12 protein-coding genes are annotated in these 14,229 nt (G+C 72.1%); 6 read left to right on the top strand and 6 right to left on the bottom strand.

Going from position 1 to position 14,229, the window contains the following annotated elements; translation table 11 throughout:
- Nucleotides 1–980: ALF repeat-containing protein (locus A3Q37_RS38240; RefSeq protein WP_304364744.1), on the bottom strand; the 980-nt coding region annotated here is incomplete at its 3' end.
- 404 nt (nt 981–1,384) lie between these two features.
- On the opposite strand from A3Q37_RS38240, the gene A3Q37_RS37935 reads away from it, so the two are divergent.
- Together A3Q37_RS37935 and A3Q37_RS22335 are read left to right on the top strand one after the other, a co-directional pair.
- Nucleotides 1,385–1,891 carry a hypothetical protein gene (locus A3Q37_RS37935; RefSeq protein WP_255311899.1) on the top strand — a complete coding sequence of 169 codons (507 nt, stop codon included), beginning with the start codon at nt 1,385–1,387 and terminating at the stop codon, nt 1,889–1,891.
- 204 nt (nt 1,892–2,095) lie between these two features.
- Nucleotides 2,096–4,198 (top strand): trypsin-like serine protease, encoded by a 2,103-nt coding sequence (locus A3Q37_RS22335; RefSeq protein ID WP_369691465.1) that lies wholly within the window; start codon nt 2,096–2,098, stop codon nt 4,196–4,198.
- A 31-nt stretch (nt 4,199–4,229) separates the two neighbouring features.
- On the opposite strand, the gene A3Q37_RS22330 is transcribed toward A3Q37_RS22335, so the two are convergent.
- The 3 genes from A3Q37_RS22330 to A3Q37_RS22320 all read right to left on the bottom strand — a co-directional run bounded on the left by A3Q37_RS22330 (nt 4,230) and on the right by A3Q37_RS22320 (nt 8,197).
- Nucleotides 4,230–4,904, bottom strand: coding sequence for a PhzF family phenazine biosynthesis protein (locus tag A3Q37_RS22330; protein WP_065487388.1), 675 nt, complete (start codon nt 4,902–4,904; stop codon nt 4,230–4,232).
- A 114-nt stretch (nt 4,905–5,018) separates the two neighbouring features.
- Nucleotides 5,019–6,629 carry an HtaA domain-containing protein gene (locus tag A3Q37_RS22325; RefSeq protein WP_065487387.1) on the bottom strand — a complete coding sequence of 537 codons (1,611 nt, stop codon included), beginning with the start codon at nt 6,627–6,629 and terminating at the stop codon, nt 5,019–5,021.
- Nucleotides 6,630–6,721: 92 nt separating this feature from the next.
- On the bottom strand, nt 6,722–8,197 hold the full coding sequence (locus A3Q37_RS22320; RefSeq protein WP_065487386.1) for an HtaA domain-containing protein: 1,476 nt from the start codon (nt 8,195–8,197) through the stop codon (nt 6,722–6,724).
- Nucleotides 8,198–8,340: 143 nt separating this feature from the next.
- Between A3Q37_RS22320 and A3Q37_RS22315 the strand changes: the two genes are divergently transcribed.
- The 4 genes from A3Q37_RS22315 (at nt 8,341) to A3Q37_RS22300 (ending at nt 12,526) form a co-directional block, all read left to right on the top strand.
- Nucleotides 8,341–9,423, top strand: a complete 1,083-nt coding sequence (locus A3Q37_RS22315; RefSeq protein WP_065487385.1) for a hemin ABC transporter substrate-binding protein — start codon at nt 8,341–8,343, stop codon at nt 9,421–9,423.
- Complete coding sequence (locus tag A3Q37_RS22310; protein WP_065487384.1) at nt 9,420–10,529, top strand: iron ABC transporter permease; 1,110 nt, start codon at nt 9,420–9,422, stop codon at nt 10,527–10,529. Before A3Q37_RS22315 ends, A3Q37_RS22310 begins: the two co-directional genes overlap by 4 nt.
- The gene (locus A3Q37_RS22305; protein WP_065487383.1) at nt 10,526–11,365 is read left to right on the top strand and encodes a heme ABC transporter ATP-binding protein; all 840 of its coding nucleotides are present in this window, start codon (nt 10,526–10,528) and stop codon (nt 11,363–11,365) included. The genes A3Q37_RS22310 and A3Q37_RS22305 overlap by 4 nt, the downstream gene beginning before the upstream one ends.
- Before the next feature lie 138 nt (nt 11,366–11,503).
- A complete protein-coding gene (locus A3Q37_RS22300) occupies nt 11,504–12,526 on the top strand; it encodes a hypothetical protein (RefSeq protein WP_065487382.1) in 1,023 nt (340 codons plus the stop codon).
- Nucleotides 12,527–12,611: 85 nt separating this feature from the next.
- Here the strand turns inward: A3Q37_RS22300 and A3Q37_RS22295 are convergent, their stop codons facing one another.
- Nucleotides 12,612–13,358 (bottom strand): bifunctional DNA primase/polymerase, encoded by a 747-nt coding sequence (locus tag A3Q37_RS22295; protein WP_065487381.1) that lies wholly within the window; start codon nt 13,356–13,358, stop codon nt 12,612–12,614.
- A gap of 166 nt (nt 13,359–13,524) precedes the next feature.
- Entirely contained in the window at nt 13,525–14,166 is a 642-nt protein-coding gene (locus tag A3Q37_RS22290; RefSeq protein WP_065487380.1) for a TetR/AcrR family transcriptional regulator, read from the bottom strand.
- Nucleotides 14,167–14,229: the final 63 nt, after the last annotated feature.

Here is a 14,229-nt window from a genome sequence, read left to right as displayed (position 1 = left end):
GCACCCGCCGCCGCGGCCGCGGCCTGCGAAGCCGCGTTCGCCGCGACCCGCGCCGAGTTGTTCGCCGCCCTCGACGCGTCGATGGCCACCTGCGCCGACACCGCCGCCTGCGAAGCGGCCTTCGCCGCCCGCCCCGCGGCCCGCGCCGCCTTGTTCGTGTCGTTCTTGGCCGCCTCCGCTTCGGACGCGGCCCTCAACGCCGCTTCCTTGGCCAGCTTGGCGGCCTCGACCGCCTTCTTCGACTGCTCCTGGGCCGACTTCGTCTCCTTCGCGGCCTGCCGCCCCGCCTCCTTCGCCTGCGCGGCAAGCTGCGCGACCGTGTCGTGCTCCTGGTCCTTCGCCCGCGCGACGAACTGCCCGACCTCCAGGAACTCACGGATGTCCGCAGCGTTCCCCGACAGGGCCAGACGCCCCGCCGCCTGGACATTGGCCCCGCCCACGCTGATGACCTGCACCAGCTGAACCCGCTCGTCCTGCTCCCGCTGGACGAACTGGCCCTCCTTCAGGAACTTCGAGACGTCCTCCGCCGATCCGGCCAGCGCCGCCCGGCCCGCCTCCTGCACACCGGGCCCGCCCGCATCGATCACCTGGGCGACCCGGACCCGCTGATCCTGCTCGAACGGGTCCTCCCAGCCGTCGTCCAGGAAGTCCTCCAGTTCGTCGGGGGTCCCGGCCAGCGCCTCACGGGCCGCGGCCAGCAGTTCGGGGCCTCCCACCGAAGCGATCTGCGCCGCGCTCACGCGGCCGTCCTGGAAGGACAGTTCCTCCGCCGCGGCGAGAAACGCCTGGACGTCGGCGTCGCTGCCGGTCAGCGCGGCCTCGGCAGCCGCTCTGACACCCGGGCCGCCCGACTTCCAGAGGTCGACCGCCAGACCGCGATCGGTCGGGTCCGCCTCGGCGAGCGCACCGATCCCGGCGGTCGGTCCGTCTTCCCGGGCCACTGCGGGCGAGGCTCCCAGGAGACCCAGCGTGAGCGCCATCGACACCATTCCCAAAGCGGCTGACCTCACCGCCCTCCCCTGAAGCAGAGACCGTCCTCTTCTGCGATTCACGAAATCCCCGTCCCTTGCCCCGCGCAGGCGGATACAGCCGCCTATGAATTTGTCAGAACCGGCGCATCATAACCTCTCGAAGATTCACCGGCCCTCCATAGGTGGCACCCACACGAACCGGTAAATGCTTCCGGATTTCCGGCGAAACCGGGAATTGTGCGCCGCAGAGCGGACGACACCTCCAGACGAAAGCGAAATCACCGCCCATAACGGTCACTTGACGTCGACTCAACTTGTGAGTAAGTTGTGACGGCATCTTTCATGGTTCTTTTTACATTTCATCTAGGCGGGGGTCTTCAGATGCGCAGGCGCCATGCCTGAAAGGAATTTTGATGGCTCTCCGCCGTCGCTCCCTGTGGGCATCCGGAATAATTGGCGCAGCGGCTCTGATATTTGCCGTTCCGTTCTCATCGGCCGCCGGTCCCGCTCCGGCGGCGAATGAGGAACTGCCGCCTTTCGCGGTCGAGGACTTCGCCTACCCCGGGGCCGACCGGGTTCTGGAGACCCGGGGAATCGAGCTGAAGCGGGGCGACGGCCACATCGTGCTGACGGACTGCGACCTGAACGCCCCGCAGATCCGCGTGCTGACCGTCGCGGACTCCGGTGCCGGCCGCGAGGGCACCTACTGCTTCCGGGCGACCGCGGCGAAGGGCTTTCTGACGCTCTCGCTCCCCCGGGTCTTCGCCCTCGAAGCGGCGGACCGCCCGATCAGCGCCGACCTCACCGCCGACGGCGAGACCACCACGGTGGACGTCCCCAAGGGCGGCTTCGAGAGCGTGGGCGAGGGCACCCCGGGCGGAGCCCGTTCCGTGCTCGTCGAGCTTCGCGTCACCGGCTGATCCGCCGGGCGCGGTATTTCGGTCCCCGCTCGGGGATCGTTCGCCCGCCCGACCGCGGAACGCGCGTCCGCGCGTCAGCACAGCCACCTACCCGATAGGAAGAACCCCGTGCTCCTCCCCCGCCCTCGTACGGCTGTGACCAGCGGGCTGCTGGCAGCAGCCCTCGTCTCAGGCACCTTTCTGGCTCCCGCGGCCCATGCCGTCGTGGGAACACCGTCCGCCGCCGACGCCCACGGCTTCACCGCCCGGCTGGACATAGGCAACGGCAAGCGCGCCTGCTCCGGCACGCTCGTCGACCGTGACTGGCTCCTGACGGCGGCCAGTTGTTTCGTGGACGACCCGGCCCAGGCCCAGCAGCTGCTGCCGGGCGCGCCGAAGGACGCCACCACGGCTGTCATCGGCCGCACCGACACCAGCACCTCCGCCGGCCAGGTCCGTACCGTGGTCGAGCTCGTGCCCCGTGCCGACCGCGACCTGGTGCTGGCCCGGCTGGCCAAGCCGGTCACCACCATCGCCCCGGCCGCCCTCGCCGCGACCCCGCCCGCTGCCGGCGAGACCCTCACCGGCACCGGCTTCGGCCGGACCGCGGACGAGTGGGCCCCGATCCGGATGCACCAGGGGCGGTTCTCGGTCGACGGGTCGGACGCCACCACCGTGAACATCACCGGGGTGGACGGCGCGGCCGTGTGCGCCGGCGACACCGGAGGCCCGGTCTTCCGCGAGCAGAGCGGAACCGTCGAGCTCGTCGGCGTCAACAGCCGCTCCTGGCAGGGTGGTTGTTTCGGCGCTCCGGAGGAGGAGACCCGGACCGGCGCGGTCGGGAGCCGCGTCGACGACCTGCGCGACTGGGTCACCGAGACCGTCACGGCGGCCCCGTACGCCGACTTCAACGGGGACGGCCACCGCGACGTGGCCGTCGCCGACCCGAAGGCGACGGTGGCCGGTGCGGCCGACGCCGGGCTGATACGCGTGGTGTACGGCAACGGCGCGGGCGTCGCCGAGCTGGTCCAGGGCGGTCCGGGCGTCAACGGCGGCCCCGAGGCGGGCGACGGTTTCGGTACGGCGCTGGCCACGGTGGACTACAACGCCGACGGCTACACCGATCTGGTGGTCGGGGTGCCCGACGAGGACATCGGCAACGTCGCCGACGCCGGGGCGGTGCAGATCGTCTACGGCTCGCCCGAGGGGCTGGGCAAGGGACGTGCCGGGACCTGGTTCGAGCAGGGCAGCGGCACCGGAGCGCTCCTCGGTTCGGCCTCCGAGGCCAAGGACCACATGGGCTTCTCCGTCGCCGCCGGGAAGACCGCGGCCGGAGACCCGTACATCCTGATCGGCGTGCCCGGCGAGGACCTGGGCACGGTGGCCGACGCGGGCAACGCGATCTATCTGCGGGGCGACACGAACGTCGCGATCAATCAGGGCAACTCGTCCGTCCCCGGGGCGACGGAGAAGGGCGACCAGTTCGGCTACTCCGTCGCGGGCTCGCCGAACCACCTGGCGATCGGCATGCCGTACGAGGCCATCGAGACCACCGCGGGCACCGGTGGCATCCAGACCTTCAAGCACGACCTCAACGCCAACAAGATCCCCACCCCGGTCAAGGCGGTCCACCAGGACACCGAGGGCATCAGCGGCGCCAACGAGGCGAACGACTTCTTCGGCAAGGCGCTGTCGATGATCTCCTACCGGCCCGAGGGTTCCGCCGTCGACGGCGACTCGATCCTCGCCGTCGGCTCTCCGGGCGAGGACCTCGAGGTCGCGGGAGTGAACAAGACGGACGCGGGCCGGGTGGTCGTCCTGCGCATCACGGCGGGCGGCGTGGTCAGCGAGCTCAACGACATCCACCAGGAGAAGGCCGACGTCACGGGCGCCGCCGAGGCGGGCGACCGGTTCGGTGAGCAGGTGGCCGCCGTCAACGCCCGCCCCAGGAACGTCGGTACGACCGCCACACTGCTGCTGGCCGTCGGTATCCCGGGCGAGGACGAGGGCACGGTCGTGGACTCCGGCGCCATCCAGACGTTCGCGCTGCTCGGCGCTCCCGGGGCCTCGGACCGCTGGATCGTCCCGGGCGGAACCCCCGGTCTGCCGGGCGTTCCCGGAACCGGCCAGTTCCTCGGCAGCAGCATCACGGCGACCCCGTCGCACCTGTACATCGGCACGCCGAACGGTCCCGGCGCCCGGGGCGGCGCGCACCTGATGCCGTGGTCCAACGTCACCGGTGGTCCGGTCCAGCCCGTGACCAGCTACGAGCCGGGCAAGGACGGACTGCCGGCGGTCGGCAAGGCGTTCGGCGCCGCGATCCGGTAGGCGCCGTCGCGGGAGGAGAGGCCGCCCGGGTTCACCCCCGGGCGGCCATCAGGACGCGGCCCCCGACCTCCACCGTGCCGTCCGGCGCGGGTGCGGTGAGGATCTGGGAGCCGCGTCCCTGTGTGATGTTCAGGGCCCGGCCGAGGCGGGCGCTCAGCAGCATGGCCGCGGCGCCAGTCGCCTCGTCCTCGGCGATTCCCTCCTCGCCCCGCCTCGGGAAGGCCCGGGCCCGGACCCGTCCGGCCGCCTCGTCCTCCCAGGCCCAGGCGTAGAGCCAGCCCTCGCCGGGCGGCGGGCCGGGCAGTGCCTCGATCTCGGCGGCGCTCGCGTACTGCTGGAGCGTGCGCGGCGGGGCCCATTCGGGGCAGGCGGTGATCCAGGTGAACTCGCCGTCCTGGCGCGCGAACACGTCCCCCACGGCCAGTTCCAGGATCTCCAGGTCGAGCAGCCAGGCGGCGCCGACCAGCGGGTGACCGGCGAACGGCAGCCGGAGTCCGGGGGTGTGGATGTCCACCCGGCCGCGCTCCGGGTCGTCGACGAACACGGTTTCGCTGAAGCCCAGTTGGCGGGTCAGCCGCTGCCGGGACGCCTCGTCGGGGTGGCCGCTTCCGTCGCGTACGACGCCGAGGGCGTTGCCGTACCGGCCGTCGGGTCCGCAGAACACCCGCAGGACGTCGATGCCCCGGGGTACGTCGTAGTCGTTCACCAGGGCATTCAAGCACTGCCGGGCGCCGGGGCGGGAAGCGAGCGGGCATGGCCGCGGGGCCGTACCGGCGAGCACTGCTGCTGCCGGTACGGCCCCGGGGGATGTGCGGGTGGATCAGGCGGTGACGTCGCGGCGACGGCGCGCCACGATCACGGCACCCGCGCCGGCCGCCACGACGACGCCGGAGGCGGCGATCAGGGCGCCGGTCGGGACGTCGGAGCCGGTGGAGGCGAGGGCGCCGGAGCCGCCGACCGAACCGCCGGTGGAGCCGCCGCCGACCGTACCGCCGCCGGTGGTCGAACCGCCCGCCGTGGAACCGCCGGTGGAGCCCGAACCGCCGGTGGAGCCGGAGCCGCCGGTGGTGTCGCCCGGGAGCTGGGCGTCCTTGTCGATGGAGACCGCGACGTTCAGCGCGTCGAGTTCCTCGCCCTTCTCGTAGAAGCCGCCGAACGCCTTGGCGCCGTCCGTGGTGAGCGTCGCCGGGACGTTCTTGAGGTTCACGATGCCGCCCTTGGCGGCGAGCGCGCCGGCGGGCACCTTCAGGTCGGCGAAGGACAGGGCGGTGAACTTGTTGACCTTGCCGGTCTTCTGGTCCTTGGAGGCAACGTCGGCGAGGAGCGTGCCGGAGGTGCCCTCGATGTCGACCTTCAGGTTGCTGATGGACAGGTCGAGGACGTACGCGCCGTTGGTCTCGTGGCCGAGGAAGCGCACCTTGCCCTTGAACGCGGCGTCGAGGGTGTTCTTGTCGGCGTCGAGGAGGCCGGTCGCCTTGGTGAAGCGGTAGCCGTCGCCGTCGGCGGACGCGCCGTCGCTCGTCACGATCTTGCCGTGGGCGATGTTGCCGACGACGTAGGAGCGGAACTTCTCCTTGACGCCCCAGTTGAGGGTGCCGTCGACGACCGGGCCGCTGACGGGCGCGGCGGTCTCGGAGGCGGTCGGGGTCGGGTCGGCGCTCGGGTCCTTGGTCGGGTCCGGGCCCTTGGTCGGGTCCGTGGTGGGGTCCGGGTCCTTGGTGGGGTCCGGGTCCTTCGTCGGGTCCGGGTCCTTGGTCGGGTCGTCCGACGGGGACGGGCTCGGAGCCGCGGTCTTGAGCGTCAGCGTCGCCGGGTCGAGTTCGGCGCCTTCCGCGTAGAAGCCGGCGAAGGCCTCCGAGCCCTCGGCGGTCAGCTTGGCCGGAATGTCGGTGAAGACCGTCTCGCCGTTCGCGCCGCGACCGCGCTCGGCGCCGGTGATGTCGAGGGCGGCGATGGGGGCGTCGTCCTTGGAGACGACGGTGCCGTCCGTCTTCTTGCTGGTGAAGTCGGCGGTGATGGTGCCGGTCTCGCGGCCGGTGCCGACCTTGATGTCGCTCAGCTGGACGTCGAGCACGCCGTGGTGGCCCTCGAACCGGACGCCGCCCTTGAACGCGGTGTCGGAGGCGTGCGTCCCGACGTCGTAGGAGCCCTTGCCGTCGACGAAGGTGAACACGCCGTTGCCGTCGGCCTGCTTGGCGCCGTCGGAGACGGTGATCTCGCCCTGGGCGATCGGGCTGACGATGTACTTGCGGAAGGACTCCTTGATGCCCCAGTCCAGCGTGCCGTCCACGATCTCGAACGTCGGGGCGGCGGTGGGGGCGGCCGCCGGGGCCCCGGCGGCGAGGGCCGGGAGGGCGAAGGCGGTGGCGCCGAGGGCGGCGGCCGTGGCGACGGCCGCGGCAAGGGCTATGGGGCGGCGGGTTGCTGCCATGTCGGTGTGTCTCCTAAGGGGAGCGGGGGCGGAAGAGAAGCGTGGGGGGAGGGGGTGATGATCCATAAGGCACGCATGGGGGGATGCCGGGGTCAGGAAGTCTGGGGTGAGTCGGGGGCCGCGGCGTCGGCGCCGGCTTCGGGGGCCGGCTGCGCGGACCGGCGGCGCAGGACGAAGAACGCCGCCACGGCTCCGAGGACGAGCAGCGCACCGCCGCCGACGGCCGCCCAGGTGCCCGCGCCCGGGCCGGAGTCGGAGGAGGCCGCGGCCGGTGCGGCGGAGGGCTCCTCGGCGGCCTTCTTCGTGGGCTCGGCGGCCGCGGTCGGCTCGCTGCCGAGGTCGGGCAGCGCGGGCAGTTCGGCCTTGTCGTCGACGGCCACGGCGAGCGAGACCGGGTCCATCGCGGTGCCCGCCTTGTACATCGAACCGAACGCCTTGGAGCCTTCGGCGGTGAGGGCGGCGGGGACCTCGGTGAGGGCGGCGAGGCCGTTCTTCGGCGCGAAGTCCTCGGCCTCGAAGGTGACGATCGGGACGTCCTTGGTGGTCTTGCCCTCGCTGGTGACGTCGGCGGAGAGGGTGCCTTCGCCCTTGGCGACGGCGACGGTGACGGCGGCGAACTTCAGGTCGAGGTCGTGGGCGCCGGTGAAGCGGATGCTGCCGCTGAACTCCGCGTCCAGCGTCTCCTTCTTCGCGTCGTACGTTCCCTTGCCCTGAGGGAAGCGGAACAGGGCCCCGCCGTCCTGGGCGCCGTCGGCGAGCGTCCACTTGCCCTGGCCGATGGAGCCGGTGACGTACTCGCGGAAGGTGCGGCGTACGCCCCAGTCGACGGCGGCGTCCTCGAAGCGGCCCGCCTTCTCCTTGTCCTTCTCCGCCTTGTCCTTGTCCTTCTTCTCGCCCTCGTCCTTCTTCTCGTCCGGGGCGGTCGGCTTCGGCTGGGCGGCGGGGCCCTTGGTGTCGACGGAGAGGCTGACCGGGTCGAGCGGGGTGCCCTCGGTGTAGTAGCCGGCGAAGGCGGAGGCGCCCTCGGCGGTCAGCGTGGTGGGGACGTTGGTGAGGGCGACGGGGGTGGACCCGCCCTTCATGTTGATCCCGCCGAGCCCGAGCCGGGCCAGCGGCACCTGGGAGCGGCTGGAAACCTTGCCGGTGCCCCGCTCCTTGCTGACCATGTCCGCGTGGAGCATGCCGCTGCCGCCGCTGATGCGGATCGTGGGGCGGCTGATCGTCAGGTCCAGCTCGTTGCTGCCGTCGGCCTTCTTGTGGCCGGTGAAGTGCACGCCGCCGGAGAAGGCGGAGCTGAACGCCCCGGTGTCCGGGTCGTAGGAGCCGGTCGCCGAGTGGAACCGGAACTGGCTGCCGCCGACCGTGGCCGCGCCGCCGGTCAGGCTCCAACTGCCGTTCGCGATGGGCCCGGTGACATAGCTCTGGAAGGACGCCTTGATGCCCCAGTCCAGCCGTCCGCCCTGCACCGTGCGGCTTGCCGCTTGCGCGGTGGCGGCGGGGAGCAGAGCCCCCAGCAGTACCGCGAGGAGCGCGACGGCGAGCGCGCGGGTGGATCTGGACGACGGCATGAGGGACCCTCCGAGGACTGGATGCGCAGGTAAGGCTAACCTAAGGTATTCCCAGCCTGTGCCGGAACCCCTCCGCCACCTCCACCATCTCCACACATCCGAACCACCCACCGCACGCCGCGGGAACGACAGGACGGTGCCCAGTGCGCATCTCGCAGGACTTCGCCCCGACGGGCCCAGACACCGGACGCACGGCCCGCCGTCGCCCGGCCCGGGGCAGGGCTGCCGCCGCCCTCACCGCCGCCGTGGCCTTCGCCCTGGTCCTGACCGGCTGCGGTGGAGGTAACGATTCCGCGCCGAAGCCCGCGTCCGCCAAGAGCTCCGCCGACGCGGACCGGGTCGAGCCGCTGGCCGCCGCGCCCGCGCCGAAGCTGCCGGTGACGGTCGATTCGGCGGACGGCAAGAAGGTCACGATCGACTCCACCGACCGGATCGTGCCGCTGACCGGGTCGCTCAGCGAGATCGTCTTCACGCTCGGCTTCGGCAAGCAGGTCGTCGCCCGCGACATCACCGCCACCTTCGAACAGGCGGAAAAGCTCCCGGTGGTGACCCGGGCCCATGACGTCTCGGCGGAGAGCGTGCTCTCGCTGAAGCCGACGATCGTGCTGGCCGACACCACGACCGGGCCGTCCGAGGCCATCGACCAGATCCGCGACGCGGGCATCCCGCTGCTCGTCGTCGAACCCGCCAAGGGACTCGACGACGTGGGCCGCCGGATCGACACCGTCGCCGAGGCCCTGGGCGTACCGTCGGCCGGTACGGAGCTCAAGGAGCGCACCGAGAAGCGGATCGCCGACGTCCAGAAGTCCATCCCGGACCACGCCGACGGCAAGAAGCCCCGGGTCGCCTTCCTCTATCTGCGCGGTTCGGCCTCCGTCTATCTGCTGGGCGGCGCGGAGTCCGGGGCGAGTTCGCTGCTGGAGGCGGCGGGCGCGGTCGACGCCGGGAAGGAATCGGGTCTGAAGAAGGACTTCACCGCCATCACCAGCGAGGCCCTCGCCAAGGCCGCCCCGGACGCGATCCTGTTGATGACCAAGGGGTTCGAGTCGGTCGGCGGCATGGACGGCCTCGTGAAGATCCCCGGCATCGCGGAGACCCCGGCCGGCATGGACCGCCGGGTCGTCACGGTCGACGACGGGGTGCTGCTGAACTACGGGCCGCGCACCGACCGGGTACTCACCGAGATCGTCGAGCAGCTGTACGCGAAGGGCGGCACGGGCCAGTGACCACCTCGTACGAGGAACGGACCGAGTCCGTGGAGAAGTCCCCGGACGGGCCAGTGGCGGAAGCCGCCCCCAAGTCCTCCCGCGGCACGGCGTATCTGCTGACCGTGGGGCTCTCCCTCGCCCTGCTCGCGGGCTGTCTGCTGTCGGCGGCGATCGGCGCGTACAACATCCCGCTCGGGGACGTCCTGTCCTCCGTGCAGCACCGGATCGGGCTCGGCGGGCAGGCGCTGGACCGGGTCGGCGAGAGCGTCCTGTGGAACGTGCGGCTCCCCCGGGTCGCCCTCGCGCTGCTCGTCGGCGCGTCGCTCGGCTGCGCGGGCGCCCTGATGCAGGGCGTGTTCGGCAATCCGCTCGCCGAACCCGGCGTGATCGGGATCTCGGCGGGCGCGGCCGTCGGTGCGGTCGCCTCGATCGCGCTCGGCCTGACCTTCTTCGGCAACTGGACCATCACCGTCTTCGCGTTCATCGCGGGTCTGGCGACCGTGCTGCTCGTCTACGCGCTGTCGCGCTCCGGCGGCCGGACCGAGGTGGTGACGCTGATCCTCACCGGTATCGCCGTCAACGCCTTCGCGGGCGCGCTGATCGGGCTCTTCATCTTCTTCGCGGACAACGCGCAGATCACCCAGATCACCTTCTGGCAGCTCGGTTCGCTCTCCCAGGCGACCTGGCCCAAGGTGCTGGCCGTGCTGCCGTGCGCGCTGGCCGGGCTGTTCATCGCCCCGTTCTACTCCCGCAAGCTGGACCTGCTGGCGCTGGGCGAACGGCCCGCCCGGCACCTGGGCGTGGACGTGGAGCGGCTGCGGATCGTGCTGGTGCTGGTGGTGGCGCTGCTGACGGCCGCCGCGGTCGCGGTGGCCGGGATCATCTCCTTCGTCGGGCTGCTCGTCCCGCATCTGCTGCGGATGGCGAACGGTCCGGGGCACCGCTTCCTCGTCCCGGGCAGCGCGCTCGGCGGCGCCCTGGTGCTGGTGGCGGGCGACCTCGCGGCCCGGACCGTGGCGGCCCCGGCCGAGCTGCCGCTCGGGGTGCTGACCGCGCTCTTCGGCAGCCCGTTCTTCTTCTGGCTGCTGCGCAGGACCCGTCGTAAGCAAGGTGGTTGGGCATGAGGACGCTGAGAGATCTCTTCGCGGTACGGACCCGGGAGCTGCCCTCGCCCGTCGCGCCCGGCGCCCCCGCCGTGGAGGCCGCCGGGCTCTCGGTCCGCCTCGGGCAGCGGCAGGTGCTGGACTCCGTCGACCTGACCGCGCACGCCGGTGAGGTGGTCGCCCTGGTCGGGCCGAACGGGGCCGGCAAGTCGACGCTGCTGGCCGCTCTCGCCGCCGATCTGGCCCCCGGAAGCGGCGAGGTGCGGATCGACGGCCGCCCGGCCACCGCCTGGACCGCGCCCGAACTGGCGCTGCGCCGCTCGGTGCTGCCGCAGTCGGCCGCGCTGTCCTTCCCGTTCCCGGTGGAGGACGTCGTACGGATGGGGCGCGCGCCCTGGGCCGGTACGGAGCGGGAGGACGAGGACGACGCGGCGGTGGCCGCGGCGATGGCGGCGACCGAGGTGACCCGGTTCGCGGCCCGCCCGTTCTCGGCGCTGTCGGGCGGCGAGAAGGCGCGGGTGGCGCTGGCCCGGGTGCTGGCGCAGCGGGCCCCGCTGATGCTGCTCGACGAGCCGACCGCCGCCCTGGACCTGCGCCACCAGGAGCTGGTGCTGCGGATCTGCCGGGAGCGGGCGGCCGCCGGGGACGCGGTGGTCGTCGTCCTGCACGATCTGGGGCTCGCCGCGGCGTACGCGGACCGGGCCGCCGTCCTGCACGACGGGCGGATCGCGGAACTGGGCCCGCCGGAGACGGTGTTCAGCGGTGAACTGCTCGGCGAGGTCTACCGGCAGCCGGTGGAGGTCTTCCCCCACCCGCGTACGGGCACACCGTTGATCGTGCCGGTACGTCAGAACTGACGTGGTTCCAGGGCTTGTCCGGCCGGCAGGTCACGGTGTGGACGCTGTATCCGGTCCGCGCCCGCACGCCCGTCGCGGCCCCGGTAGGGTTTCGACGGTCAGTGCGGGCGACGGACGCGGAAGGCGCAGAAGCAGCGGATGACGAGACACCCTGGACTGGGCCGGCTGACGGCGGGGCTCGCGACGGCGACGGTGCTGTGCCTGACGGCGACCGGCTGTGTGACGGTGCACGGGGAGCTGGAAGTGCTGCCCGGGGCGAAGAAGTCCGAGGCCGCCCAGGCGCTCAAGGACTTCACCGACGCCTACAACGCGGCGGACAAGGCGTTCGATCCGGCGCTGGACGCGGACCGGGTGACGGGCTCGCTCGGCGCGATCAATCAGGCCGGGCTGAAGGCCCGCCAGACGTACAACCCGGACGGCAACAAGGCGCACAAGCCGTTGGTGCTGGACGACGCGAACTACGTCATCCCCAAGAAGGCGGGCTGGCCGCGCTGGTTCCTCGCGGACACCGACTCCAACCGGGACCAGGACGGCGGGAAGCTGGACACCCGCTGGCTGGTGGTGTTCGTACGGACGGGCCCCGACGCGCTGTGGAAGGCGGCCTACCTCGGTGTCCTCCCGGCCTCCCAGGTGCCCGAGTTCGCCCTCGACGGGGACGGGCTCGCCACCCCGGTGAAGCCGCAGGACGACGAGCTGGCCGTGGCGCCCGCCGACCTGAGCTCCTCGTACACGGGCTATCTACAGAACGGCACCCCGGACGTGTTCACCGCGTCCACGTCCACCTCCGGCTGGCGCGAGACGCGCCGCACCACGCGGCGGGCGGGGTTCTCGTACCAGTACGTCGACCAGCCGCTGACGGGCGACACGTTCGCACCGCTGGGGCTGCGCACCGAGGACGGCGGGGCGCTGGTCTTCTTCAACAGCAAGCACTTCGAACGGCAGGTCGCCGCGAAGGGGCTGCGGCCCGAGGTCAACCCGGATGTGAAGGCGCTGCTCACCGGCGAGGTGAACAGCACCCTCACCAAGGAGCGGATCTCCAGCCAGCTGGTGCACGTGCCGCCGCGGGCCGCGGGGGCCGGTTCCGGTGCGGACGCGGGCTCCGGCGGCAAGGTGCGGATGCTGAACCGGCTGCCGGGCCTGATCGCGGCGAAGGGCGAATAGCGCCTCCGCGCGGCTCAGCGGCCCCGCACGGCGTGGCGGCTCAGCTCCTCGGCTCAGCGGCTCAGCGGCTCAGCGGCTCAGCGGCTCAGCGGCTCAGCGGCCAGGCGATCGCGTCGTGGTCCAGCTCGCTCTGCTCGGCGCTGCCCGCGTACCGCGCGCAGGCGTCGGTGAGCGTCTCCAGCAGGGTCAGCGGGTCGGGCAGCTCGTGCTCGGGCCCGCGCACCCAGTGGACGTCCAGCTCACCGGGGAGCCGGGCGGGCGGCAGGAGGACATAGCTGCCCCGGCAGTGCCAGCGCAGGCCCGGGTGGGCGTCCATGGTCTCGGGGTGGCAGTCCAGCTCGCAGGGCCACCACTCGTCCTCGTCCTCGGGGGTGCCGCGGGTGGCGGTGAAGAAGAGCATCCGGTCGTCGCCGGACCGGGCGACCGGGCCGACGTCGATGCCCGCGTCGAGAAGACGCTCCAGAGCGCTCTCGCCCGCGGTGAGCGGGACGTCCAGCACATCGTGGATCATGCCGGTCGCGGTGATGAAGTTGGCCTGCGGCTGGCCGGCGGCCCAGCGCTCGATCTGGGCCCGGTCGGTGGTCGACTGCGTCTGCCAGGCGAAGGAGACGGGGTGCCGGGCGGGGGTGGGACAGCCGATGCGTTCGCACGAACATCGGTATCCGACGGGGTGGGCGGCGGGGGCGATCGGCATGCCCGCGTCGGCGACCGCCAGGAGCAGCTCCACCCGGGCCGACTCGGCGGTCTCGGCCCCGGATGATTTGGGACGTCGCCGCAGCCACTGGGAGATCCTGCTCTCTGTGCCGCGGAAACGGCCGGAATCGGCGCCCATCTATCCCCTCACCTCAGCAGTTCACCTCAGCGTTGCCTGTCCATGGTCGCACCATCCTGCGGTTCGGGTGGCCAGAGTTCACCAGCGGGGCCGTGTACCACTGCACCGAGTGAGCACCATCACGCCCGATGTCGCCACATTTCGGATACGACGGCGGGTCCCGGTGTCACGGTCGCGGGGCGAGCCCGCCGACCGCGTAGTCGACGATCTCGTCGGCGTACGCATGGGTGAGCGGCAGCGTCCGGAGCAGCCAGCGGTGCATCAGCGGGCCGATGAGCAGCTCCAGGGCGGTCCGGGGATCGATGTCGGCGCGTACGTCCCCGGCCTCCTGGGCGGCCCGCAGCCGTGTGACGTACAACGCGAGCTGCGGATCGAGCAGCTTGTGAACGAATTCGGCGCCGAGCTTCGCGTCCACGATGCCCTCGGCGGTCAGCGCGCGGATGGGGGCCTCCAGCGCCGGGTCGTTCAGCTCGTCGACGGTGGCCCGCAGGACGAGCTTGAGGTCGGCGACCAGGTCACCGGTGTCGGGGATGCCCTGGGCGGCCTCGCCGGACTGCGCTTCCTCGCCGGACCCGGCCCCCTCGGCGACCCGGCCCGCCAGGTCCAGGAAGGCGTCCATCAGCACGGCGGCCTTGGAGGGCCACCAGCGGTAGATGGTCTGCTTGCCGACCCCGGCGCGGGCGGCGATACCCTCGATCGTCGTCCGCGGGTACCCCACCTCGGCGACGAGGGCGAGGGCGGCATCGTGGATGGCGCGGCGGGAGCGGTCGCTGCGGCGGCTGGAGTCGGGTGCCTTGGTGGGTGCCATGCGGCCAATCTACCGCCGCGCAAGCCGATACGTATCGTCTTGCAGGGTCTCGTGCCGTCTCGC

It is taken from the genome of Streptomyces sp. PTY087I2 (assembly GCF_001687325.1).
GTDB lineage: Bacteria > Actinomycetota > Actinomycetes > Streptomycetales > Streptomycetaceae > Streptomyces.
Note: the sequence above shows the minus strand (reverse complement) of the source record. Positions and strands in the feature narration are given on the sequence as shown.